The sequence below is a fragment of the Aeromonas sobria genome (assembly GCF_006243315.1).
Taxonomy (GTDB): Bacteria; Pseudomonadota; Gammaproteobacteria; order Enterobacterales; family Aeromonadaceae; genus Aeromonas; species Aeromonas sobria_A.
In genome coordinates this window covers 35,178-58,038 of the sequence record NZ_NKWE01000043.1, presented here as the reverse complement: position 1 = coordinate 58,038, position 22,861 = coordinate 35,178, and the positions used below count along the sequence as shown (strand labels likewise).

At 57.7% G+C, this 22,861-nt stretch carries 20 protein-coding genes and 4 tRNA genes; 8 read left to right on the top strand and 16 right to left on the bottom strand.

The genetic code is table 11. The annotated features are described in order from the left end of the window. Positions 1-305: 305 nt before the first annotated feature. From gorA to CF137_RS14290, 5 genes are all read right to left on the bottom strand, one after another. Entirely contained in the window at positions 306-1,655 is a 1,350-nt protein-coding gene (gene gorA, locus CF137_RS14310) for a glutathione-disulfide reductase (protein ID WP_139719803.1), read from the bottom strand. A gap of 76 nt (positions 1,656-1,731) precedes the next feature. Beyond that, entirely contained in the window at positions 1,732-3,699 is a 1,968-nt protein-coding gene (locus CF137_RS14305; protein ID WP_139719801.1) for an ATP-binding protein, read from the bottom strand. Positions 3,700-3,817: 118 nt separating this feature from the next. Then, positions 3,818-6,898 (bottom strand): multidrug efflux RND transporter permease subunit, encoded by a 3,081-nt coding sequence (locus tag CF137_RS14300; protein WP_139719799.1) that lies wholly within the window; start codon positions 6,896-6,898, stop codon positions 3,818-3,820. Positions 6,899-6,913: 15 nt separating this feature from the next. Further along, positions 6,914-8,047 (bottom strand): efflux RND transporter periplasmic adaptor subunit, encoded by a 1,134-nt coding sequence (locus CF137_RS14295; RefSeq protein ID WP_068979174.1) that lies wholly within the window; start codon positions 8,045-8,047, stop codon positions 6,914-6,916. Next, positions 8,044-8,640 (bottom strand): TetR/AcrR family transcriptional regulator, encoded by a 597-nt coding sequence (locus CF137_RS14290; RefSeq protein WP_139719797.1) that lies wholly within the window; start codon positions 8,638-8,640, stop codon positions 8,044-8,046. The genes CF137_RS14295 and CF137_RS14290 overlap by 4 nt, the downstream gene beginning before the upstream one ends. Positions 8,641-8,882: 242 nt before the next feature. Here CF137_RS14290 and CF137_RS14285 point away from each other — a divergent pair. The 5 genes from CF137_RS14285 (at position 8,883) to CF137_RS14265 (ending at position 10,048) form a co-directional block, all read left to right on the top strand. Next, positions 8,883-8,959 (top strand) — tRNA-Arg (locus tag CF137_RS14285). A 50-nt stretch (positions 8,960-9,009) separates the two neighbouring features. After that, positions 9,010-9,085: transfer RNA gene (locus CF137_RS14280), tRNA-His, on the top strand. Between the two features lie 20 nt (positions 9,086-9,105). Further along, positions 9,106-9,191, top strand: a tRNA-Leu gene (locus CF137_RS14275). A gap of 80 nt (positions 9,192-9,271) precedes the next feature. Beyond that, positions 9,272-9,348: transfer RNA gene (locus CF137_RS14270), tRNA-Pro, on the top strand. 184 nt (positions 9,349-9,532) lie between these two features. After that, the gene (locus tag CF137_RS14265; protein ID WP_139719795.1) at positions 9,533-10,048 is read left to right on the top strand and encodes a ricin-type beta-trefoil lectin domain protein; all 516 of its coding nucleotides are present in this window, start codon (positions 9,533-9,535) and stop codon (positions 10,046-10,048) included. A gap of 34 nt (positions 10,049-10,082) precedes the next feature. On the opposite strand, the gene CF137_RS14260 is transcribed toward CF137_RS14265, so the two are convergent. From CF137_RS14260 to CF137_RS14220, 8 genes are all read right to left on the bottom strand, one after another. Next, on the bottom strand, positions 10,083-10,898 hold the full coding sequence (locus CF137_RS14260) for a Cof-type HAD-IIB family hydrolase (RefSeq protein ID WP_139719805.1): 816 nt from the start codon (positions 10,896-10,898) through the stop codon (positions 10,083-10,085). Between the two features lie 89 nt (positions 10,899-10,987). Next, positions 10,988-12,028, bottom strand: a complete 1,041-nt coding sequence (locus CF137_RS14255) for an alpha/beta fold hydrolase (RefSeq protein WP_139719793.1) — start codon at positions 12,026-12,028, stop codon at positions 10,988-10,990. Next, on the bottom strand, positions 12,028-12,687 hold the full coding sequence (locus CF137_RS14250; protein WP_139719791.1) for a CatB-related O-acetyltransferase: 660 nt from the start codon (positions 12,685-12,687) through the stop codon (positions 12,028-12,030). The genes CF137_RS14255 and CF137_RS14250 overlap by 1 nt, the downstream gene beginning before the upstream one ends. Continuing rightward, a complete protein-coding gene (gene trmH, locus CF137_RS14245) occupies positions 12,687-13,418 on the bottom strand; it encodes a tRNA (guanosine(18)-2'-O)-methyltransferase TrmH (protein WP_162515943.1) in 732 nt (243 codons plus the stop codon). Before trmH ends, CF137_RS14250 begins: the two co-directional genes overlap by 1 nt. A gap of 153 nt (positions 13,419-13,571) precedes the next feature. Further along, positions 13,572-15,689 carry a bifunctional GTP diphosphokinase/guanosine-3',5'-bis pyrophosphate 3'-pyrophosphohydrolase gene (spoT, locus tag CF137_RS14240; protein ID WP_101317610.1) on the bottom strand — a complete coding sequence of 706 codons (2,118 nt, stop codon included), beginning with the start codon at positions 15,687-15,689 and terminating at the stop codon, positions 13,572-13,574. Positions 15,690-15,819: 130 nt separating this feature from the next. Then, a complete protein-coding gene (gene rpoZ, locus CF137_RS14235; RefSeq protein WP_005307060.1) occupies positions 15,820-16,095 on the bottom strand; it encodes a DNA-directed RNA polymerase subunit omega in 276 nt (91 codons plus the stop codon). Positions 16,096-16,174: 79 nt separating this feature from the next. Continuing rightward, positions 16,175-16,801: a guanylate kinase gene (gene gmk / locus CF137_RS14230; RefSeq protein WP_101323201.1), complete on the bottom strand. Its 627-nt coding sequence runs from the start codon at positions 16,799-16,801 to the stop codon at positions 16,175-16,177. A gap of 300 nt (positions 16,802-17,101) precedes the next feature. Continuing rightward, positions 17,102-18,157, bottom strand: a complete 1,056-nt coding sequence (locus tag CF137_RS14220; RefSeq protein WP_139719786.1) for a glycosyltransferase family 9 protein — start codon at positions 18,155-18,157, stop codon at positions 17,102-17,104. A 134-nt stretch (positions 18,158-18,291) separates the two neighbouring features. Between CF137_RS14220 and CF137_RS14215 the strand changes: the two genes are divergently transcribed. Beyond that, positions 18,292-19,005: a 3-deoxy-D-manno-octulosonic acid kinase gene (locus tag CF137_RS14215; RefSeq protein WP_101345845.1), complete on the top strand. Its 714-nt coding sequence runs from the start codon at positions 18,292-18,294 to the stop codon at positions 19,003-19,005. Positions 19,006-19,075: 70 nt separating this feature from the next. Next, entirely contained in the window at positions 19,076-19,939 is an 864-nt protein-coding gene (locus CF137_RS14210) for a sensor domain-containing diguanylate cyclase (RefSeq protein ID WP_139719784.1), read from the top strand. A 7-nt stretch (positions 19,940-19,946) separates the two neighbouring features. Here CF137_RS14210 and CF137_RS14205 read toward each other — a convergent pair whose 3' ends face one another. Further along, on the bottom strand, positions 19,947-20,801 hold the full coding sequence (locus CF137_RS14205) for a carboxylate/amino acid/amine transporter (RefSeq protein WP_139719782.1): 855 nt from the start codon (positions 20,799-20,801) through the stop codon (positions 19,947-19,949). 39 nt (positions 20,802-20,840) lie between these two features. On the opposite strand from CF137_RS14205, the gene CF137_RS14200 reads away from it, so the two are divergent. Continuing rightward, positions 20,841-21,302 (top strand): DUF6314 family protein, encoded by a 462-nt coding sequence (locus CF137_RS14200; protein ID WP_139719780.1) that lies wholly within the window; start codon positions 20,841-20,843, stop codon positions 21,300-21,302. A 502-nt stretch (positions 21,303-21,804) separates the two neighbouring features. Here the strand turns inward: CF137_RS14200 and CF137_RS22125 are convergent. Together CF137_RS22125 and CF137_RS14190 are read right to left on the bottom strand one after the other, a co-directional pair. Beyond that, positions 21,805-21,966 (bottom strand): hypothetical protein, encoded by a 162-nt coding sequence (locus CF137_RS22125; RefSeq protein ID WP_098971540.1) that lies wholly within the window; start codon positions 21,964-21,966, stop codon positions 21,805-21,807. Then, the gene (locus CF137_RS14190) at positions 21,951-22,850 is read right to left on the bottom strand and encodes a DMT family transporter (protein ID WP_139719778.1); all 900 of its coding nucleotides are present in this window, start codon (positions 22,848-22,850) and stop codon (positions 21,951-21,953) included. Before CF137_RS14190 ends, CF137_RS22125 begins: the two co-directional genes overlap by 16 nt. Positions 22,851-22,861 lie beyond the last annotated feature (11 nt).

Below are 22,861 nucleotides of genomic sequence, written 5' to 3'. Positions count from 1 at the left end.
CTAAAAATGGGGGGATTACCGTATCATTACTAAAATTCGGTCAACTCAGTATGTCAGAGTCAACCTCAAGTCACTCTGCTAACTCGAAATGGGGCATAAACGTTTTAGAAGAGGCTGTGTATCGATGAGTTGATAAATGAAGGCCAGAGAACGAGGCTCCGGCCTATCAGTTTTTCTAGAGTAAGAACGTGTGTAGGTGGGTTTTCTACATTAACCCCTCATAGTAACAAACTCTTCTGTGCAGGTCGGATGGGGAGTGGGGATGCAGTGGTCGGTTTGACCTCTATGTCCCAACTCCCTCAGCCTCAGCGCATGGTGACAAACTCTTCCGCGCTGGTGGGATGAATGGCCACGCAGTTGTCGAAGTCTGCCTTGGTCGCCCCCATCTTCATGGCGACGCCGAAGCCCTGCAGGATCTCGTCCATCGCAAAGCCGATACCGTGCAGACCGACCACCTTCTCTTCCTGGCCGACACAGACCAGCTTCATCCGGGTGGGCTGGCGATGCTGGGTCAGGGCCGAGTACATGGCGGTGAACTGGCTACGGTAGACCTTCACCTGATCTTCACCGTATTCGGCGATGGCTTCCGGTTCGGTCAGGCCGATGGTGCCGATGGGCGGGTGGCTGAACACCACGGTTGGCACCAGATCGTAGTTGAGGTGCTCGTTGGGCTTGTTATTGAACAGCCGCTCACTGAGGCGACGGCCCGCAGCAACGGCCACCGGGGTTAGCTGGATGCGACCTGTGTTGTCACCCACCGCATAGATGTTGGCGACGGCGGTGTTCTGGAACTTGTCGGTCGGGATAAAGCCCTTCTCGTCCAGCGCGATGCCGGCGGCAGCCAGATTGAGGTTGTCGGTAGCTGGTACGCGGCCGATGGCCCAAATCAGGCAGTCGACGGTGAGGTGGCGACCATCTTCCAGCTGCAGGGTCAGACTGTTGTCAGCGTTCTTGAGCACGGCTTTGGGAATGGCGTAGGTGTGCAGCTTGGGCCCTTCCTGCGCCATGATTTCGACCAGTGTCTCGTGGATCATGGGGTCGAAGTTACGCAGCGGGGCGTGCTTGCGTACCACCAGATGGGTCTCGGAGCCGAGCGCCTGCATCACGCCAGCGATCTCGACTGCGATGTAGCCGGCACCGACTACGGCAACCCGCTTGGGTTGGCTTTGCAGGTCAAAGAAACCGTCGGAGTCGATGCCCAGTTCGGCGCCCGGGATCGTCGGAATTTCCGGGCGACCGCCAGTGGCGATCAGGATGTGATCGGCGGTGTAGTGCTCGCCATTGACCTCGATGGTGTTACTGCTGACGAAGCGGGCGAAGCCCTTGATGACGGTGATCTGGTTCTTGCCCAGCACGTTCTGATAGGAGTGGTGGATGCGGCCGATATAGGCCTGGCGGGACTCGACCAGCTTGGCCCAGTTGAAGTGGTTGAGGGTGGTGTCAAAGCCGTAGTCGGCGCCATATTTCAGGGCATCGGCGATCTGGCCGGCATACCACATGGCCTTCTTCGGTACGCAGCCGACGTTGACGCAGGTTCCACCCAACTCTTTGGCTTCAATCAGGGCGACTTTTTTGCCGTACATGGCAGCCCGGTTGGCAGACGCGATACCGCCGCTGCCGCCACCGATGGCGATATAGTCAAAATGCTGTGCCATTGCGAGGTTCTCCGCTCATTAAGAATGCAATCACAGCATGATGGGGATAAAGCCGCTGGCTCACAAGAGCCAGCGTTCAGTTATGTTGGATCGGCAGGCGAATATGGAACTGGGCACCATTGCCCGGCGCGCTGATGCAGTTGATGCGGCCACGCAGCAGTTGCACCACCAGATTGTAAATGATGTGAGTGCCCAGCCCGCTGCCACCCTGACCTCGCTTGGAGGTGACGAAGGGGTCGAAGATGCGCGGCAATATTTCCGGCGGTATGCCGCGGCCATTGTCCGAATAGTCGATCAGCAGGTCTTCTCCCTGTTGCTCCACCTTGATGGTGATTTTTTTGGGTTTGTCCCAGTTGTCGAACCCGTGGTTGATGGAGTTGAGGATCAGGTTGGAGTAGATCTGGGTAAAACTGCCGGGGAAGGAGAAGGTCGACAGTTTGGGATCGCACTGGATATCCACTTCGCACTGGCTCTTCTTCAGTTTGTGGCCGAGGGAGACCACCACCTGATGAAGGTTGTCGGCGAGACTGAAGTTGTAGCGTGCTTCCGATGACTGATCGACTGCCACCTGCTTGAAGCTGGCGATAAGCTCCGAGGCCCGGCGCAGGTTGCTCTGCAGCAGTTGCATTGACTCATCGAGGTTGACGGTGAACTCGGTGAGATAGGAGCGTGACAATTGCTTGGAGTCGATGTGTGACTTGAAGTCAGCGACTCGCTCCTGCAGGTAGGAGGAGGCTGTCACGCTGATGCCGATCGGGGTGTTGATCTCGTGCGCCACTCCGGCCACCAGTGAACCGAGGGAGGCCATTTTCTCCGACTCCACCAGGGTCTGCTGGGCCTGTTTCAGGTCGTCGTACGCCTTGCCCAGCTGACCGTTGGCTTCGCTCAGGCTGCGGGTGCGTTCCACCACTTTGCCTTCCAGCTGTTCGTTGAGCTGGATAATCTCCCGCTCGACCTTTTTCAGTTGGGTGATGTCGTAGCCGAACCCGATCTGGTACTTGAGATTGGGGCCATCGTAGAAAGGAACGAAGGTCCACTGCAGCACCAGCTCGTGTGCCTGCTGGTCATGCATGATGACCTCTTTGTCCGATAGCGAGCCATCTGCTGACAAGATGCCGGTAATTTCTGCCCGCTTGTTCGGACTAACAAACAGATCCAGCCAGTTGTGCTGCAACAGCTCCTGCTGGTGGTAGCCGGTCAGCAGTATGGCTGCCGGGTTGATACTGGCGATAGTCAGGTTCGGCTCCATGCAACAGATGATCATGTTGGCGGAGTTGATCAGGGTGGCGGAGAAATCCCGCTCCTGTTGTAGTTGCTCGACCGCTTGATGGCGGGCAACCAGTTCGTCACGCAGTCGGGTGCGCATCTGGTTGAGGGTGGAGACCAGGGTATCCAGCTCATCCATTTTTTGGCGTGGTTGCGGTCGCCCTTCCAGCTCGAGTTCCATATCGAGGCGGTCAAGATTGAATCTCTGGGCGTAGTGGGCAATGCGATTGATGTGTCTGACCACCAGGTAGTAAATGATGATCAGGATACAAAATGAGACCACCAGGGTCTTGATGGTCTGGCTGACCATGATCAGCACCGATTTTTCGATCAAGCGCTGGTAGATCTGCTCAAGGGAGGCCGCGACGAACAGTTTTCCGACGATTTCCCCCTGATAGGTGAGGTTGAACTCCTGGGATATGTCATAGCTTTCCCGCTCGACCCCCTGGGTCAGCAGCGGTACTTCGGAGTTGCCGAGCATCTCCTTAACCATCACGAACTGCATGTTGGGCAGGTTCATGATCCCTTCGATCTGCACCTTGACCTGCTCTTCATCCAGGTTCCACAAACTGGCGGCGATGGGTTGCAGAAAGGAGGCTTCGATCTGGCCGATGCTATCTTCGATAACGGCGACATCCTTGCGGTAATCCCAAGCGAGTTGCAGAGCAGTGATGATCAGCGCCAGTACGGTACTGCACACCAGAATGTAGGAGAGCAGGCGGTATGAGAGTCCGTTACGGCCCACGGCCTTGGCGGTCTTGGAGAAGAGTCCTGACATGGCGTCCTTGCGGTCTGGATAGTGTTTTTTTTAGTTTAACTGCTTCATGCACTTATGTCGTCTTTCCTGAGCGTCATAAAAAAGGCCCCTGATCGGGGCCTTGATACGCTGTTGATGATCAGTGTCCGCTGTTTGCCTTGGGCGGAATGGTCTCATCAAATACCGGCAAGGGTTTGTGCTCGGAAGCCAGATAGGTGTAGATCACCGGCAGCACAAACAGGGTAAACAGGGTACCGATGGCCAGGCCTGCCACGATGACGATACCGATACTGAACCGCTGTGCTGCCCCTGCGCCTGAGGCATAGAGCAGCGGGATCAGACCGGCAATCATGGCGGCAGTGGTCATCAGGATTGGCCGCAACCGCACCTTGGCGGCTTGCATCACGGCTTCCATCCGGTTCATGCCGCGCAGCAGCTGCTCTTCCTTAGCTACTTCACAGATCAGGATGCCGTGCTTGGTAATCAGACCCACCAGGGTGATGAGGCCCACTTGCGAGTAGATGTTCATGGTCGCCAATCCCCATGCCAGGGCAATCAATGCCCCGCTGATGGCGAGTGGCACCGAGACCATGATGACCAAGGGGTCGCGTACCGATTCGAACTGGATCGCCAGCACCAGGAAGATGATCGCCAGTGCCAGCGCGAAGGTGGCATAGAGCGCATTGCCTTCGGTGACGAACTGACGGGCTTCACCCATGAAGTCGTAACGATAGCCTTGCGGCAGCTTCTCGTCGGCGACGGTCTGGAACCAGCTGATCGCATCACCCATGGCCACACCCGGTGCCGGAACGGCGCCTATGGTGGCGGAGTTCAGCTGGTTGAAGTGGGGCAGGGCACGGGGCTCGCCAACCACTTCAATGCTGATCAGGCTGCCGAGCGGGATCGATTTGCCGTCTGCGGCCCGCACGTAGTAGCCATTGATGGATTCCGGATTGAGACGGTACTTGCGCTCGACCTGCGGGATCACCTCGTAGGAGCGGCCATCCAGGTCGATACGGTTGACATAACCGTCTGCCATCATGGTGCCCATGGTGATGCCGATGTCCTGCATGGTGATGCCGTAGGCACCCGCCTTGTCCTTGTCGATCTTGATCTTCATGGTGGCAGAGTCGTAGTTCAGATCGAGATCCGAATAGACGAACTGACCGTTGCTCTGCGCTGCCGCCAGAATTTCACCGGCCACCAGGAACAGGCTTTCGAAGCTGTTCGGGGTGGTGATGACGAACTGGATTGGCAGACCACCGGAGGCCCCCGGCAGTTCCGGGAACTGGAAGGTGGTGACAGCCATACCCGGGATGTCTTTCACCAGATTGGCAACCCGATCCAGCACCTCTTTCTGGCTCGCTTCACGCTGACTCCAGGGCACCATGGAGGCGATACCAAACGCCTGGTTGGCGTTGAACACCCCTGAGAAGACCTGGGAGAAGGCGATCTCGGGCTGGTCGTCCAGGATCTTGTTCACGTCCGCCATGGTGTTTTCGATGTAGTCCAGGTTGGCGTTGGACGGTGCGGTACCCAGCACCGCCATAACCCCCTTGTCCTCTGACGGAGCCAGTTCGCTCGGGATGAACTTGAACAGCAACGGCAGGCTGCCGAATACGATGATGGCAAACACCACGATGACGATGCGCTTTTTCATTACCGCATGCAGCATGCTGTCGTAGCGATCTGTCATTCGCTCCAGCAGGTGGTGGACTGTGCTCTCGAACTTGCCCGGTGTTTCGTTAGCCTTGAGCATCTTGGAACACATCATCGGTGACAGGGTCAGGGCGATGATGCCCGAGACGAACACGGCGCCCGCCAGGGTCAGGGCAAACTCCTTGAACAGCGAGCCGGTGATGCCCCCCATCAGGGCGATTGGCGCGTATACCGCCGCCAGGGTGACCGTCATGGCGATGACCGGTACCGCGATCTCGCGAGTACCGATAATGGCAGCCCGGAACGGCTCTTCGCCCTGTTTGATATGGCGGTCGACGTTCTCCAGCACCACGATGGCGTCATCCACCACCAGGCCGATCGCCAGCACCATCGCCAGCAGGGTCATCAGGTTTATCGAGAAGCCAAACATATCCATCATCATCACCACGCCGATCAGACTGAGCGGAATAGTGATGATCGGGATGATGACCGCCCGGAACGAGCCGAGGAACAGGGTGATGACCACCAGTACGATGGCGGCGGCCTCGAGGATGGTCTTGATGACCTCGTGGATCGACTCGTTGATCGCTACGGTGGAGTCATACATCACGTTGAGATGCATGGTGGTCGGCATATTGCGCTCAAGACTCGGCAGCAGTGCCAGCACATCGTGGGCGATGGTGATGGGGTTGGCTGTCGGTGCGGCGTTGACCGCCATGACCACGGCTTCGCGGCCGTTGGCACTGGCGCGGTAGATGTCGTGGCTCTTCTCCAGGCTCACCTTGGCAATGTCGGAAAGGCGGATCACCTTGCCGTCCCGGGTTGCCACTACCAGACGTTTCAGCTCGTCGACATCCTTGACCTGGGTCTCGGCGTTGCCGTTGAACAGGGAGAAGTAACCGGTCGCCTGGCCTGTCGCGGACTGATAGTTGTTGCTGTTGAGCACCGTCATCACGTCGCTGGCGGTCAGGTTGAAGGCTGCCATCTTGGCCGGATCCAGCCATACCCGCAGGGCAAACTCGACCCCGCCGTAGAGGTCAACCTTGGAGACCCCGCCCACGGTAAAGAGCTGCGGCTTGATAACCCGCTCCAGATAGTCGGTGATCTGGCTGGAGTTGAGCTCCGGGCTGGTGAAGCCAAGATAGAGCACCGCAGTGGTCGAACCGGTGGAGGAGGTGACCGAGGGGTCTTCTGCCTCTTTCGGCAATTGGGAGCGCACCGAGTTCACCTTCGCCAGAATGTCGGACAGTGCAGCGTTGGGGTCGGTGTTGAGCTTCATGTAGGCGGTTACGGTTGAGCTGCCCAGCTGGCTGGAGGAGGTCATGAAGTCGATGTTGTCGGCTTGCGCGACCGCCTGCTCCAGCGGCTGGGTGATAAAGCCCTGGATCAGGTCAGAACTGGCACCATAGTAGCCAGTGCTGACGGTGATCACCGTGTTGGTGACTTCAGGGTATTCCCGGACCTGCATCTTGAAGATGGCCTGAAAGCCCAGCAGGGCGATCAGGAAGCTGAGCGAGATCGCCAGCACCGGCCGTTTTATAAATATGTCAGTAAATCGCATCGCAGATCTCCGCGCTTACAGCATCGGGGTTTGTGCCGGGACGGCCAGAGCATCGTTCTCGACCACATGCACCTTGGTGTCGTTGCTCAGGCGAACCTGGCCCGACAGCACGATCTGGTCACCGGCCTGGATGCCAGAGAGCACATGCACGTCATTGCCGCGTCGTTCGCCCGCCTTGACTACCACCTGCTTGGCTCGCAGCACTTTCACCTTGTTACCCTCTTTATCTGTCTCCTCGCCTTGTTTGAGGACGTAGACATTCTGACCGTAAAGGGTGAAGGAGATGGCGGTTTGCGGGATAACCATCTGATCTTTCACCGTTGGCAAAATGATGCTGGCACGGGCGAACATACCGGAACGAAGCTGGCCTTCGTTATTCGGGATATCAGCCTGCACCTGGATCAAGCCGCTCTGGTAGTTAACGGCAGGCTCGATAGCAGTAATGTGGCCGTCAAACTGGGTTTGCGGATAGGCATCCACATTAATCTTGACGATCTGGTTCAGGGTGATTTTGGAGATGTCGGTCTGGGGCACGGTGAAGCGCAAGCGCATCATGCTGGTATCTTCCAGTCGCACGATATCGGTACCCGGTTGCAGGTACTGGCCGAGGAAGACATTACGCAGGCCGACCATACCACTGAACGGGGCGCGGACTTCACGACGGGTAATAGTGGCTTTGAGGCTCTCGATATCCGCTTCCAGTGAACGGAAAGATGCCTCGGCATCATCCAGCTGCTCTTTGGAGATAGAGCTGGTCTTGTAAAGATTCAGGAAGCGATCGAACTTGGCCTTGGCGGCGGGCAGCTTGGCTTGGGACGCGCGCAGATTGGCTTTTTCTACGCTGGAGTCCAGGCTCAGCAACAGCTGTTCAGCCTTAACCCGTGTGCCTGACTCAAAGGTGATGGCATCAATGGTACCGGCTAGCTCGGTAGACAGAGTGACCCCCTGGTTTGGCTCGATGAAGCCGATTGCCTCTATGGTCGGTACCCAGTCTTGCGCCTTGGTCACCATGGCGGTGACAGGGAACTCGGGTTCTGGCCGGTTGGCCATGTATTGGGCAATCATTTTTTGTTTGAACAAATTGAAACCGATGACGCTGCCAAACAAGGCAATCGCAATCAGCAGCATAATGGCCATCCACTTTTTCATGAACAGGCTCCTGAGGTAGACGTGATGGGGGGTAAAATGGCGTTCCAGCTGGCCAGAATCGCAGTTTCCAACTGCGCTTCGGTCAGCGTGATGTGATGCACCCTGCATTGCAGGGCCAGATGCATGACACTGTCCAGACTCAACACCTGGAGTGCTCGTATCGGTAAATCAATAAACAGTCCTTGTTCAACACCCTGTTCAAAAAATCGGTCCAGAGGCGCCCAAGCGGCCAGGATGACAGGATTGGTTTCCAACTCTGCCCCTAGCGGGGAGCTTTCGTACTGTAATTTGCACTTGATAGCGTTGGGTTCGTTAACGAAGATGGTGTGAATATTTAGCCATAGTTGGCGAAATTGTTGAAATACAACTTTATCGACATCTACATCAGCCATGACCATGGGGACACACTGCAAGATGGTGTGCTGATGGAGCTGCCGAACCAGATCATCCTTGTCGGCGAAGTAGCGATAGATGGTGCCGGTGGCAACGTTGGCCTTTTTGGCAACTTCTGCAATCGACAGACCATGAAAGCCGCGTTCACCCAGCACTTCATGGGCAGCATTGAAGATGCACTCTTTTTTACCTGGACTCATCTGCGCTATTTTCGGTTGAATGAACGTTCATTCATTTTAGGTGGGCATAAAACCAAGTCAAGATAACAAGCCAAGATGACACAAAAGATCAGCGTGCATTGCGCCGTTTGGTGTGTTTATTGAGGGAAACTGCGATAAAAGCATACGATGTGCTGTAAAAAGCAACGGTCAGCACGATAAAGGAAAAAAATTGTAGACTAGGCATCGTTCATCATCAATAATGTGCCCCGTTCGACAGCGTAGCGCCCGTAGCTCAGCTGGATAGAGCGCTGCCCTCCGGAGGCAGAGGTCACAGGTTCGAATCCTGTCGGGCGCACCATCAAAAGTGCGCCGGTTAAACGGGCGTGTTGTGGAACGAAAACAGCTGTGGTGGCTGTAGCTCAGTTGGTAGAGTCCCGGATTGTGATTCCGGTTGTCGTGGGTTCGAGCCCCATCAGCCACCCCATTTTACAGCTTGTCAGGTATGCGAAGGTGGCGGAATTGGTAGACGCGCTAGCTTCAGGTGTTAGTGCCCCCCGGGTGTGAGGGTTCGAGTCCCTCTCTTCGCACCATACTTGCTGTATGATGAAGATGACTTAAGTTGTTGTTTTTAGACTTTAAAAGTAGTAAACTGTTTCGCAAGAAATAGCCTCGGTGATTAGCGCAGTCCGGTAGCGCATCTGGTTTGGGACCAGAGGGTCAAAGGTTCGAATCCTTTATCACCGACCACATTTAGAAAAACCCCGCTTCGGCGGGGTTTTTTGCTTTCTGGTATTTGCTATCCCCGCCTCCATTAACCCGCTGTTACGTCTGTTTACACTCTCTTTGGGCAAGATATCTGCCCTTTCAGTTATGCTGCAGCCTAGAGTCACTGACAACCGGATGTCATCGGCCCATTTCAGGCGTGTTTCCCATGTATAACAAAATTTCTTTTTCTTGCACTCCCGCCATGCTGGCAGCCTTGCTGCTGGGGGGCTGTACCATCAAGCCGCCATCAACCGATATGATGATGGGCTCCATTGCGTCGCAACCGCAGGAGGAGCGTGCCCGCTCTCCCTTGCTGACCAGTGGCGATTTTTGCATTTCGGTGTCACAGCAGAAGCTGCTGGCACAACCCTGCAGCGGCCAAGACGACCAATTGTTCGAGTGGGATCTGGGTGAGCTGCACCTGCAGGATCTCTGCCTGCAGGCCAAAAACGACAGCGAGCTGATGCTGGCCCCCTGTGATGGGCAGGCGCAGTGGGAGTGGCAGAAGGACAGGCTGTTCAACAGCAAGGTCTCCCGCTGCCTCGATGTGGCCGGGCGACGCCATATGCCCGGCACGCCGCTGCGACTGGCCGAATGCTACGGCGGGGCCAACCAGAGCTTCAGTTGGCAGCGACCCAATCCCTGGCTGGAGACCCTTAAAAAACAAAGCCTCACGTGGTGAGGCTCTGTGGAATCTGATGTGGAAATGAAGAGGGTCAGGCTGCGCTGACGCTCTCCAGCTCGAACAGTTTTTCCAGATAGACGGCGACGCCATCTTCATCGGAGGTGAGGGTCTGCTCATACTCCGGCAGTGCCACTTTCAGCCGGTCATGGGCGTTGCCCATCACGATGCCGCGGCCCACCATGGTCAGCATCTCGAAGTCGTTCATGCCATCGCCGAAGGCGATCGCCTCCGACATGTCGAAACCATTCTGTTCCAGCACGGCTCGCACAGCATTGCCCTTGTGCACCCCGGCATGCATCACTTCAAGGCAATCCGGCAGGGAGAAGGTGACGTTGAGCTGGTCGCCATAGCGCTGGTTGAGGTGTGCCTCGATCTTCAGCAGTTTTTCGTGGTCGCCGATGTAGAACACCTTGTTGATCTTCTCTTTCGGTTCCTGCTTCAGGTCATCGACCAGACGGTAGGTGAATCCTGACTCGTCATGGAATTGCAGCAGCCATGGCAGCTCCTCTTCCACCACCCAATCATCACCCTGATAGACATTGAGGTGGATAGAGGGGTCGCGCTCCAGCGCAATCAGTTCGGCAGCGATCTCGGTTGGCAGCGGCTGGTTGAAAATCAGCTGATCCTGTTTGTCATGGACCACGGCGCCATTGGAGGTAATGAGGTAGATGTCCATCCCCAGGGCATCGCGGAAGCTGCGCACATCAACGTGGTGACGACCAGTAGCAACCACAAACTTTACACCTTGTTCTACCAGGCGGTGCAGGGTTTCCCGGGTACGGGAAGAGATCTGGTGCTGCTTGTTGAGCAGAGTGCCATCGAGATCGGATACAACAACCTTGAACATCATTACCTCGGCATCAATTGAAAACAGGGGCAGTTTACCTTAGCCCGCACTGTCACCCCATTTATTTAGGGTTACAAAAAATAGCCAGCTCAGAAGCGGGCGAAAAAGTCGGCCATGGCGGTCATGGCTGGCTGGCGCTTGTCATCGGATTCGATAAACAGCTCGTGCCAGGCCCCCTCGATGCGCAGCGGTTTGCCCCCTTCGCATTTGGCCAGGGTGCAGAAGAGGTCCTGCGCGGCATTGTCCACCACGCTGTCGCTGCCTGCCTGCAGTACCAGCAGCGGGGTCTTGATGGCGCCCGCATCGGCGATGGCGGCATCGGCACCAGTGATACCCTGATAAATCCAGTGAGCGGTGGCGCCCCCCAGCTTGATCTGCGGGTGCTGCTCATAGAGTTGGCGGAAGGCCTGATAGCGGGACTGGCTGTGAGTCAGCTCGTTATCGGCAAAGCCGTGATCCTGATAGCCGCCCTGACCGGGGCCGTAGGGGGGCTCGCCAATCCAGCCGCCGACCGTGCCTATGGTGGTTGCCAATCCTTTGGCCAGCCACTTGGGCAGACCGCCGAGATTGATGCCCAGCATGGGGGAGGAGAGCACGGCCGCCTTGATATCATCGGGCCAGTGCTCCAGATAGCGGGCCGAAATGGCGCCGCCCATGGAGTGGGCCAGCAAGAACAGCTTGGCGGGCTGATCCGCCATGATCACTTGGTCGTGAAACTGCTTGAGATCGACCACATAATCGTCGAACTGGTCGACATATCCCTTCTGCTGGTCAGCCAGCATCCGGCCAGACATCCCCTGACCGCGATGGTCGATGAGATAGAGGCTGTAGCCCTGACGCCAGAGATCCCACGCCAGCTCCTGATACTTGAGATAGCTTTCGACCCGGCCATTAACGATGAGGATGGCGCGATCGACCTTGGCTTGCCGCAGCGCGGCATAGCGGATGGTGATCCCATCCTTGCCCTTGAACTCCCCTTCAACCGCATGCTGGCGCCAGAAGTCGGGCAGGGTTTGCTGGTAGAGGGTGGGCACATCGGCTTCGCTGGTGAGCGGATAGGTATTGGTCACGGCTAGGGCTCCGGCAGAAAACAGGGTCAGGGCCAACAGGGAAAGAGAGAGGGGTTTCATCAGGCACACTCCTGTTGCCAATGGTGATAAAGGGCGGCGATATCTCCCGAGCAGAGCAGCGCCATGCTGGCTTGCAAGCGGGGCAGGGGCCAATCCCACCACCGCATCTCTTGCAGCATGCCGATCTGCTCATCGCTGAAGCGACGGCGGATCGGTTGGGCCGGGTTGCCGCCCATGATGGTGTAGGGGGCCACATCTTTGGTCACCACGGCACGGGTGGCGATGACGGCGCCATCACCGATGGTGATGCCGGGCATGATCATCGCTTCCGAGCCGATCCAGACATCGTTGCCAATCCGGGTGTCTCCCTTGCGCAGAAAGCCGCTGCGAGCCCCTTCGCCAAAGGTGTCGGGATTGAACGGAAAGGTGGAGACCCAATCCAGCCGGTGGCCCTGATTGCCTGCCAGCATGAAGGTGGCGCCCGAGCCGATAGAGCAGAACTTGCCGATGATCAGCCGATCCACCTCGCCCCAGAGGCCGCTCTCCCAGGTTTCGCGGGTCGAGCCATCGCCGAGCAGGTAGCGGACGCAGTGATCCTCGAACGGCTTGCCGTGGTAGTAGCCGGAGTAGTAGCTGTAGTCGCCAGCCTCTATGTTCGGGTTGCTCAGGTGATCCCGGATGATGCGGGACTCCAGCCAGCTGCCAAAAGGGTTCTCCATCACTCCTCCTGCGAATCGTCCTGCTCGCTCTGCTGTGCCCAGCCTTTACGGGTCAGTTGCATCCGCTGCCACCACGCCTCGTCCGCCACAATTTCACCGGCCGGGCCGAGTTGGGGGTAGGGCATCTCTTTCTCTTTGCAAAGCTGGGCATAGATGGGGTAGCCCCCCTCGAACAGTATGCTGTTCTGCTCTTCCAGAGTTAGCGGGCAGCCGCGCTGATAGCAACCGGCCAGCTCGCGCTGGCGCTGGGCCTCGTAGAGGATGGCGGCAGCAGCCACCGAGACGTTGAGGGACTGCACCATGCCGACCATAGGGATGACGATATGGTGATCGGCCAGCGCCAGCGCCTCTTCACCGATGCCGTGCTTCTCCTGACCCACCAGAATGGCGGTCGGTTTGGTGTAGTCGATGGCGCGAAAATCGACCGAGCTGTCAGAGAGATGGGTCGCCAGGATCTGCATGCCGGAGGCTTTCAGCTCGGCAACGGCGCTGCCGATATCCGGGTGCAGTTTTACATCCACCCAGTTCTGGCTGCCGCGGGCGGTGCCCTTGCGTTTGTGGATCCAGGTTTTGGGCCAGACGGCGTGAACCCGGTGGATGCCGATGGCATCAGCGGTGCGCACGATAGCGGCGAGATTGTGAGGTTTGTGGACCTCTTCCATGCAGACGGTCAAATCGAGCTGGCGCTGGGCCAGCATGTCGGAGATTCGTTTAAAGCGTTCAGGGGTCATATCAATGTCTATTCGGTGAGGTTTGTGCACTCTTCTCGTGCATACAGGCGGTTAAAGCGAGTTGACACTGGGCCTGCATGACGATGGTGCGCGGCAGCATGCCGGGCAATGGTTGTCGCTATAAAAGCAGCAGGCGGCTTGCGCCGCCTGTGTTCAGTTCTTTTGTCGGCTCACCTTGAGCACGTTGGGCATTACGCGGATCTTGCGCATGATATTGGCTAAATGGATCCGGCCTTTAGTGGTGATGAGCAGGCTGACCAGATAGATCCGGCCATCCTTCTCTTCGGTACTGATGGCGTGAATATTGGCGCCGGTGGCGGCAATCACGTTGGCCAGCTCCGCCAGCGCACCCTGATGATTGACGATCTCGACACTGATGCCGCTACGGAATTCCTGCTCCTGATCCTTGTCAAGTTCCCACTGCACCGGCAGGTACTTGTCCGGTTCTTTGCTGTAGCCCTTGATGTTGCGGCAAGACTCCTGGTGGATCACCAGCCCCTTGCCCGGACTGATATGGGCAATGATGGCATCTCCCGGGATCGGGCGGCAGCAGTTGGCGAAGGTGACCAGCATGCCGTCGGCGCCCTTGATCGGCATCTTCTTGCTGCTGGATTTGGGTTGTTCGTCAGGCGGCAGCTCATCACCCAGCATGCGACGGGCCACCATGACACTCATGGCGTTGCCCAGACCCACATCGGCCAGTAACCCCTGCAGGTTCTCGTGTTTGGTATCTGCCAGCACCTGTTTGATGCGCGGTTCGGAAATATCTTCGATATTTTTGGCGCCGAGCGCATGGTTGAGCAGGCGGCGACCCAGTACCACCGACTCTTCGGTACGCAGATTCTTGAGGAACTGGCGGATCTTGGAACGTGCCTTGGTGGTTACCACGAAGTTAAGCCAGGCTGCATTGGGGCGGGCGCCCGGCGCCGTGATGATCTCCACTGTCTGGCCAGAATGCAGCGGGCTGCTGAGGGAGTAGGGGTGTCTATCGACCCGTGCACCAACGCAGGCATGACCGATATCTGTGTGTACCGTATAGGCAAAGTCCACCGCCGTCGCGCCGGTGGGCAGCTCCATGATCCGCCCTTCCGGGGTAAAGACGTAGATTTCATCGGGGAAGAGGTCGGTTTTAACCCCCTCGATAAACTCAAAGGAGCTGCCAGCGCTCTGCTGCAGTTCCAGCAGGCTCTGCATCCAGCGCTGGGCGCGGATCTGTGCCGTGGTGCCGGAGCTGTCGCCATCCTGTTTGTAGGTCCAGTGAGCGGCTACCCCCTTATCGGCCATCTGATCCATAAATTCGGTGCGGATCTGTACCTCCACCGGCACCCCGTGGGGGCCTACCAGCGAGGTATGTAGCGACTGGTAGCCGTTGGTTTTGGGGATGGCGATGTAATCTTTGAAGCGGCCGGGGCGCGGCTTGTAGAGGCTGTGCATCTGCCCCAGCACCCGGTAACAGGTATCTATGTCCTTCACCTTGACCCGAAAGGCGTAGATATCCATTACCTCATGAAATTGCAGCTCTTTTTTCTCCATCTTGTTGTAGATGGAGAACAGGTTTTTCTCGCGCCCGCTGACCTGATGCTCGATCACCGCTTCATGCAGACGACCACTGATTTCGCTCTGGATCGCATCGATAATTTCGCGACGGTTGCCGCGAGCCCGCCGTACCGATTCCCGCAACACCCGCGATCGCATCGGGTAGAGTGCCTCGAAGCCGAGCTCTTCCAGCTCGTTCTTCATGGTATGAATACCGAGGCGGTTGGCGATGGGGGCGAAGATTTCGAGGGTTTCCCGGGCGATGCGGCGGCGCTTGTCCGGACGCAACGAACCCAGGGTGCGCATATTGTGGGTGCGGTCGGCCAGTTTGATCAGGATGACCCGGATATCCTGGGTCATCGCCATCACCATCTTGCGAAAGTTCTCGGCCTGAGCCTCTTTGCGATCGCGAAACTTCAGTTTGTCGAGTTTGGATACCCCGGCCACCAGCTCGGCAACAGCGCTGCCAAATTGCTCGGCCAGGTCGACCTTGGTCACCGAGGTGTCTTCGATGACATCATGCAGCACGGCGGCTATCAGGGTTTCATGGTCGAGACGCATGTCGCCCAGGATACGGGCTACGGCAACGGGATGGGTGATATAGGGTTCGCCACTGGAGCGCATCTGACCCTGGTGCGCGTCACGGGCCACCACATAGGCTTGCTTGAGCTTCTCGACCTGCTCTGGCGGCAGGTAGGAACTGGCTATTTCTTTAAGGTTTTCAAATAAATACAAGACAGTCCCCGCAGCGGTGAAACGGCAATTCGTGGAATTGAGGTATAGCCCTGAGTTTGCGAGGTTTTCGAGCGGTTGTAAATGGGGATGAACAGTCGGCACCCGGGCGGGTGCCAACCGGAGAAATTACTTAACCGCGACCTTCGGCGATGGCAGCAACGGCAGCCAGCTCGGCGGCTTCTTGCTCTTGCTGTTCGTAGCGGTCCTGGGTATCCATCACTTGATTGTTTACCAGACCCAGTTCGATCTCACGCAGGGCGATCACAGTCGGCTTGTCGTTCTCTTCGTCGACCAGGGGATCTTTGCCTTGTACCGCGATTTGACGAGCGCGGCGGGCGGCGACCAGCACCAGGTCAAAACGGTTACCTACCTGTTTTACAGCATCTTCTACAGTAACGCGTGCCATGCAGGACTCCAGTGTTTGGGCTTTCTGTATTTAGAAAAGCAGTGTTTAAAAATGACGCAAAAGTTTACTTGTTTTTGGCTTACTCTGCCAGTAGCTGTTGCAGCAAGTTTTTTTGAGCCTGTTGCTGGTTACGCATTTCCAGCCGTTGGCACTCAATAATGGACCCGAGCTGGAGCAGTGCCTGCTCAAAGTCTTCATTAATAATGACATAGTCATACTCGTCGTAGTGCACCATTTCGGCAATGGCTTTCGCCATCCGGCCGGCGATCACCTCGCTGCTGTCCTGACCACGCCCAATCAGGCGGCGCTCCAGCTCTTCACGGCTGGGGGGCAAAATAAAGATGGATTTGGTCGGCATCAGCTCGCGGATCTGGCGGGCACCCTGCCAGTCAATATCGAGGAATACGTCGATCCCTTTGGCCAGACAAGCTTCGATGGCGGCGCGGGAGGTGCCGTAGTAGTTGCCGAACACTTCGGCCCACTCCAGAAAATCACCGCGCTCGATCAGTGCCTTGAACTCTTCCACCGGCACAAAGTGGTAGTGCACGCCGTGTTCTTCGCCCGGGCGGGTGGCGCGAGTGGTATGGGAAACTGACAGCTGCATCTTGCCTGCGGCGTTAGGTTTGGTCAGCAAGGCATTGAGCAGGCTGGATTTACCCGCGCCGCTCGGAGAAGAGATGATATAGAGAGTGCCTTGTTGCGCCATGTTATTACCTTTAATCGAAACCGGTGTTTTGGTTGTAGCAGAGGCCGCCGTCTTGTGCCCGAAAGGGAGACAGCCAAACGCAAAACGCGGAAAATTCTTGAATTAGGGGGATGTAAAGGCGGCGAATTTTACCAGAATACGGCGAATAAAAAAACGGCCGGAATCATATTCCAGCCGATCAAAGTATTCGTAGCTTGCTGCGGGAGCGTAACCCACATCAGCCAGTATTGTGCCTGTGAGGGTGGGCGGGGGCCATCAGGTTATCCCTGCCTGATGGCTCGGAATTTCCGAGTTGCCCTTTCAGTGCGGCAACTGGCGATCGGCGCAGAGGCGGTCGAAGGCGGCGATCACCTGCTCGCGGGTGATCTTGCGCATGGCCTCCGGGTCCTTGAGGCGGGTGCGCCAGCTCAATTCGGCCAGCGGCTTGCCGGTCTCCTGCTCGACCAGCTGCTGATAGACGCTGACCACGTAGTCACGGCACAGGTAAGGGCCGGTGCGCGCCGGATTGTGGTGGGCATAGAGGCCGATCACCGGCGTGCCGACCAGGGTTGCCATGTGGGTGGGGCCGGTATCGGGGGCCAGCACCAGACTCGCTTCGCCAATCAGCGCCAGCAGTTGCTTGAGGTTGGTCTGCCCCACCAGATCGGCCGGTTTGCTGTGGCTGAGTTGCTGGATCTCGGCGGCCAGATCCCGTTCCAGTTTGGCCGGCCCGCCACAGAGGTAGACTTGAAAACCCTTGCTGGCAGCGTGATCCGCCAGCGCGGCATAGCCAGCTGCGGTCCAGTTCTTGAACGCCTTGCTGGCGGCGGCGCAGATCAGCAGGGTCGGCTTGCCGCCAATCTTCTCCTTTGCCCATGCCTGATGTTCGGCACTGATGGGCAGTTGCCAGTCCGGAGTCAGATCCTTGATACCGAGCTCTTGGGCGAAGGCGAGGAAACCATCCAGCACATGGGGGGAGGCAGGGGATGGCACCTTGTGGTTGGTGAACAGCCACTGACCGTCATTGGCCCGCTCTTTGTCAAAGCCGAGTTTGATGTTCGCCCGGATGCCGAGGGTGGCAATGCTGGCGCGCATGGCGGCCTGCAGATGGAGCAGGGCATCGAATTTGCGCCCCTTGAGGGTCTGCCACAAATCGCGATAGCCGCGCCACCCCTTGCTCTTGTCGAAGGGGATCACCTCGACCCCGGGCAGATCGGCAAACAGGGTTGCCTCGATTTTGCCGGTGATCCAGGTGATGCGGGTTTGTGGCCACTCCCGCTGGATGACCCGCACCAGCGCCAGTGCGTGGCAGCAATCCCCGATGGCGGAGAGCCGCAGGATGCAGATGGAGGAGGGTGGCGTTTGAAATAGCGGCATGTTGTGGCGCACGGCTGGCAAAAAGGGTGGATGGCATTATGCAAACTCCCCTGCGGATTGTAAAATTGCGCGCATGCCAGAGCGGCAGCCTCATCGCGCAAGCGATCAATGACCCACCGAGCGGGATCTTCATAATGCGAATACAGACCGAACACAACCAGATCTGCTGGTATGCCGAAGGGGCCTTTCGCGACCCTTCTCCCCAGTTATTCGATCCTGCCTGGTGGCAGAACAACCGGCAGGTGGTGGGTACCGCCATTGGTCGGGGAGTGACCTGGTTCGTCAAGGATGAGTCCCGCCATCTGGTGCTGCGCCACTACTATCGTGGCGGCATGGTGGGCAAGGTGGTGCGGGATCGCTTCTGGTTCGAAGGGGTCGAGTCGAGCCGCGCCATGGCCGAATACACTCTGCTCGCCAAGTTATGCGAGCTGGGGCTGCCGGTGCCGCGTCCGTTTGGTGCCCGCATGGTCAAACAGGGCCCCTTCTATCGCGCCGATATCCTGATCGAGCGGATTCGCGGCGCCAAAGACATGGTGGCCCTGCTCAAACAGGGGCCTGTGGTGGCCGAGGTGTGGCACAAGATTGGCCAGACGGTGCGCCAGTTTCACGATGCCGGGGTCTATCATGCCGATCTTAACAGCCACAACCTGCTGATAGATAAAGAGAACAAGGTGTGGGTGATCGATTTTGACAAGGGGGCGATCCGCTCCCCCGGTGAGTGGCAGAAGGCCAATCTGGAACGGTTGCAGCGGTCTTTTAATAAAGAGGCCCAATTGCATACCAGCTTCCACTTCGTTCCGGAGAACTGGCAGACCCTGATGAACGGGTATCACACAAAAGCGATCTGACCCTGTTGCTCGGCGTGAGAGCCAATGTTACTTATTGAGCAGGTATTCAGATCCTGTTTCGAGGCGCCTCATGGAAATGCTCAAGACATCCCCAGTCGATGTGACTGCCCGGCTTGATCCGGGTCTGCTCGCTGATGCGATGGCGCTGCTGGAGGCGGGGATCTGGACCTGGTCCGCGCCACAGGGGTTGCGCCGCGATCCCTCTTGCTTGAGGTTGTTGGGGCTGGGGGATCACTGGCCTGACGAGCTCGGCTGGCTGGATCGGGTCCATCCCGACGATCTCTCCCGGCTGGAAGACTCCCTGCTGGCCTGCCAGAGCGGCAGCAGCAGTGGTCTGCGCCTCGAATACCGCATTCTCCATCATCATGGCCACTATATCCGGCTGGAAGAGCGCATCCGCCGTGACGAGCGAGGCCATCTGCTGGGGGTGGTCCGCCATCTCGATCCTGTGGTGGTGCTGGTGGAAGAGCGGCACGGCACCGATCCCCTGACCGGTCTGGAGAGTCGCGGTCGCTTCGAGCAACTGCTTGAAGATCGGCTGGCAACCGAGAGTGGCAGCTTCAGCCTGCTGCAGTTCTCCGTTGACCACATGGCCAAAATCCAGCTGCTGTTTGGCGAGGCAACCTGCGATGCCATGATCGCCAAGCTGGCGCGCATTGTGCGCCACGAGCTGCGGCGAGAAGATCCCTTCGCCCGCTGGGATGAGGGCGGTTTTATCCTGATGCTCTCCCAGACCGAGCGGATGAGCGGACTGGAGATAGCCGAACGGCTACGGCTGGAGATTGCCGACGCCAGCCTGCTGACCCAGCGGCCGGTGACCGTCAGCATCGGGCTGGTGCAGAGCCAGCCCGGTGAGCAGCTCGACCACCTGTTGGCCCGACTGGCCACCTGTCACGGTCAGGCCAGACGGGAGCGCAACGCTGTGGTCGGCTGACCGTGGGTCAGTGCTGGTTGACCTTGTGACGCTGGCAGACCCAAAGGGAGGCCAGCATCAGCAGGCCGCCAATCGCCAGCCGGGTCAGATCGGTATCCTTGCCCCATAACAGCAAATTGACCAGCAAGCCGGCCGGAATGAGCGCATTGTTCATGATGGCCAGCACCCCGCTGCTGACCAGCGTCGCCCCCTTATTCCACAGGAAGTAGCCGAGGCCGGAGGCACCCACCCCCAGCCACAGCAGAATGCCCCACTGCAGCCCGGAGGTCGGATATTGCGGCTTGCCCAGCAGCCACCAGGCGGGCAGCGCTATCAGCAGGGCGCCCAGATAGAAGCAGCCAAACACCGCCAGTTGCGGCGGTTGCTCCGCCTCCCGTGCCAGCAGTACCTTGTAGCCCACCTGACCCAGCGCGAAACAGAGGTTGGCCCCCTGTACCACCAAAAATCCCAGTACATAGCTTTCGGTCAGGCCGTCGAAGCGAATGACGGCAGCCCCGATCACCGCCAGCAGGGCGCCCCACAGATATCTGGGCTTGAAGCGGCCTTCCAGCAGATCGTGGAGCAGGGTGACGTAGATGGGGGTGAAGATGGTAAAGACCAGCACTTCTGGCACCGTCAGCAGCAGGAAGGAGTGGTAGTAGAAGAGATACATTATGCCGAGCTGGATGGCGCCGAGGGCCATCAGTTTGGCCACCAGATCGGGGCGCAGCCAGCGGCGACGCAGGAAGGGGAGAAACACCAGAGTGGCGAGAGCGATGCGGGTCAGCACCGAGAAGTAGGCATCCACCTGGCCAGCGAGGTAGACCCCGATCAGGCTAAAGGAAAATGACCAGAGCAGGGTGACCCCTATCAAGTAGTTCATGTGTTTGATTTATCGTCAGTTGTCAATTTTAAGGGGGCTATGATGGCCGAGATGGAAGCGGCAATCCAGCGTTTATGGGCGCGATTGCCACAGGTCGGAGCATTTGCCTTTACCGCCAGTAATGGGGTTGGGTCGGAGACTGACTGGAATGGGCGCGGTGAGGGAACTGTGCAGGTGACCGATCATCAGGGTGGCTGGCTGTTTAGCGAGCAGGGCCGCTACACCACGCCTCACGGGCGGCAGCTTGCCATGCACAACCGCTTCTGGTGGCAACGCAGTGCGCGGGGGATCCGCCTCTCCCATCTACGCTATGAGCAGCCGGTGGCGCTGTTCGAGCTGCTGCCGCAAGGGGATGGCCGCTGGCTGACCGCCGAGCCCCATCTGTGCGGGGCGGATCACTACAGCGCCGAGCTGACCGAGATCGACGGCGGTTTTCTGCTGAGCTGGCAGATCACCGGCCCGCGCAAAAACGAGCAGTTGAGCTATTGCTATTCGGTTTGAGTGCCAAGTGGCGTTATTGGTTTTCTTAACCAATCAGTCCAATGCATTGGAATAGTTTGCATGTTATGTGCCCACAGCCTGGGTCTGATTTACCATCATCAGTCTCACATGGAAGACATGCTTTGTATGTTATGTGTTAAGTAGCCCTGCGATAGCGTTGACCAGCATTGACAGCGCAAGAACCGCCCCGATAAAGCACAAATTTTCTACTGGAGAGTTTGTGGCCAGAGTGTGAAGAAGTGATAGAACAGCAAAAATAGGCATATGAATTTTCTCATCAGAAAGGGTTATTTATCTGTACCCAGTTCTTCAGAGCGTGATGATTGTTGGTAATGGTGCATAGCAGCCCAGCTACCCCTATTACAACAGGGGATTAGAGGACCAGACTCAAGGCATAAAAAAACCGGCGCAGAGCGCCGGTAGCGGGAGACAATCGGAGGTTATTTAAAAAAGGTCCCCAAACAGGAGCGATACGCTCTCTTCACACACTCAGATCTTGCATTCAGGCATGGATGGCATAGCTCAGCATGGCTTGCAGCTTGCTATCGAACAGCCAGGGCAGCAGCACCATCAGCAGCCCCAGCATGCCAGCCAGTCGCTGGCGATATTGCCAACCAGCAATCACGACCAGACCACCGCACAGTGTGGTCAGGATGCCTGACACAGTGAGCTCTCGCGCTGCATGCGACGCTGCTGCGCCCACTGGTTCATGGCAACCGAACCGAGGATCAGCGCCAGTGCAATACCGGTGGTTGGGTGGATCTGCTCGCCGAGGAACAGGGCACCCAGCATCACGCCGAACAGCGGTACCAGATAATTGCTAAGGGAGGCGAAAGTTGGGCCAGCCTTCTGGATCAGCACCATGTAAAGGAAGTAAACCAGACCGGTACAGAGGCTACCCAGCACAATCATGGCACTCAGCGCCTGGCCGCTTGGCATGGCCAAGGTGCTCAGGTCAGTAATAAACGGGGTTGCAATCAGCAGTTGGGTTGCGGCACAAAGCAGGATATTGCGGGCAACCACCACAGGGTGATCCTTGGCAAAGCGCTTGATCATCAGCAGACCGATGGCAAAGCAGCTGGCGCCAAACAGTATGCCAATGGCACCCATCAGGCCAGCGTTCATGCCTTGGGAGAGATTCGGCCAGAACAGGGTCAAGACACCGGCAAAACCGATGATGACAGAGAGCAGGCCGCTCTTGGTGATGCGTTCACCGGCAATAAACAGTGGGGCGGCCAGAATGGTCACAAACGGGATACAGCCCATCAGCACGGCGGTAGTGGCGCTATCAACATGCTGTTGACCCCAGGCGACCATGATAAAGGGCATGGTCGCATCCATCAGGGCGATCAACATATAGGTACGCCACGGGGTGTGCTCACTCTTGAGACGCATAAACAGGCAGAGCAGGCCCAGGATCAGGCTGCCACACAAGGCACGACCGGCAGCCACCATGATGGGGGGCAGTTCGGCAACGGCCTGATGCATGAAAATGAACTGGGAACCCCACAGCAGGCCAATGGCCAGCAATAACAGATAGCTACGCATGTTAATCTCCG

Excerpts from the sequence above, each read along its gene's own strand:
- gorA (WP_139719803.1), bottom strand. The coding sequence starts at position 1,655 with ATGGCACAGCATTTTGACTATATCGCCATCGGTGGCGGCAGCGGCGGT.
- CF137_RS14305 (WP_139719801.1), bottom strand. The coding sequence starts at position 3,699 with ATGTCAGGACTCTTCTCCAAGACCGCCAAGGCCGTGGGCCGTAACGGA.
- CF137_RS14300 (WP_139719799.1), bottom strand. The coding sequence starts at position 6,898 with ATGCGATTTACTGACATATTTATAAAACGGCCGGTGCTGGCGATCTCG.
- CF137_RS14295 (WP_068979174.1), bottom strand. The coding sequence starts at position 8,047 with ATGAAAAAGTGGATGGCCATTATGCTGCTGATTGCGATTGCCTTGTTT.
- CF137_RS14290 (WP_139719797.1), bottom strand. The coding sequence starts at position 8,640 with ATGAGTCCAGGTAAAAAAGAGTGCATCTTCAATGCTGCCCATGAAGTG.
- CF137_RS14265 (WP_139719795.1), top strand. The coding sequence starts at position 9,533 with ATGTATAACAAAATTTCTTTTTCTTGCACTCCCGCCATGCTGGCAGCC.
- CF137_RS14260 (WP_139719805.1), bottom strand. The coding sequence starts at position 10,898 with ATGTTCAAGGTTGTTGTATCCGATCTCGATGGCACTCTGCTCAACAAG.
- CF137_RS14255 (WP_139719793.1), bottom strand. The coding sequence starts at position 12,028 with ATGAAACCCCTCTCTCTTTCCCTGTTGGCCCTGACCCTGTTTTCTGCC.
- CF137_RS14250 (WP_139719791.1), bottom strand. The coding sequence starts at position 12,687 with ATGGAGAACCCTTTTGGCAGCTGGCTGGAGTCCCGCATCATCCGGGAT.
- trmH (WP_162515943.1), bottom strand. The coding sequence starts at position 13,418 with ATGACCCCTGAACGCTTTAAACGAATCTCCGACATGCTGGCCCAGCGC.
- rpoZ (WP_005307060.1), bottom strand. The coding sequence starts at position 16,095 with ATGGCACGCGTTACTGTAGAAGATGCTGTAAAACAGGTAGGTAACCGT.
- gmk (WP_101323201.1), bottom strand. The coding sequence starts at position 16,801 with ATGGCGCAACAAGGCACTCTCTATATCATCTCTTCTCCGAGCGGCGCG.
- CF137_RS14220 (WP_139719786.1), bottom strand. The coding sequence starts at position 18,157 with ATGCCGCTATTTCAAACGCCACCCTCCTCCATCTGCATCCTGCGGCTC.
- CF137_RS14215 (WP_101345845.1), top strand. The coding sequence starts at position 18,292 with ATGCGAATACAGACCGAACACAACCAGATCTGCTGGTATGCCGAAGGG.
- CF137_RS14210 (WP_139719784.1), top strand. The coding sequence starts at position 19,076 with ATGGAAATGCTCAAGACATCCCCAGTCGATGTGACTGCCCGGCTTGAT.
- CF137_RS14205 (WP_139719782.1), bottom strand. The coding sequence starts at position 20,801 with ATGAACTACTTGATAGGGGTCACCCTGCTCTGGTCATTTTCCTTTAGC.
- CF137_RS14200 (WP_139719780.1), top strand. The coding sequence starts at position 20,841 with ATGATGGCCGAGATGGAAGCGGCAATCCAGCGTTTATGGGCGCGATTG.
- CF137_RS14190 (WP_139719778.1), bottom strand. The coding sequence starts at position 22,850 with ATGCGTAGCTATCTGTTATTGCTGGCCATTGGCCTGCTGTGGGGTTCC.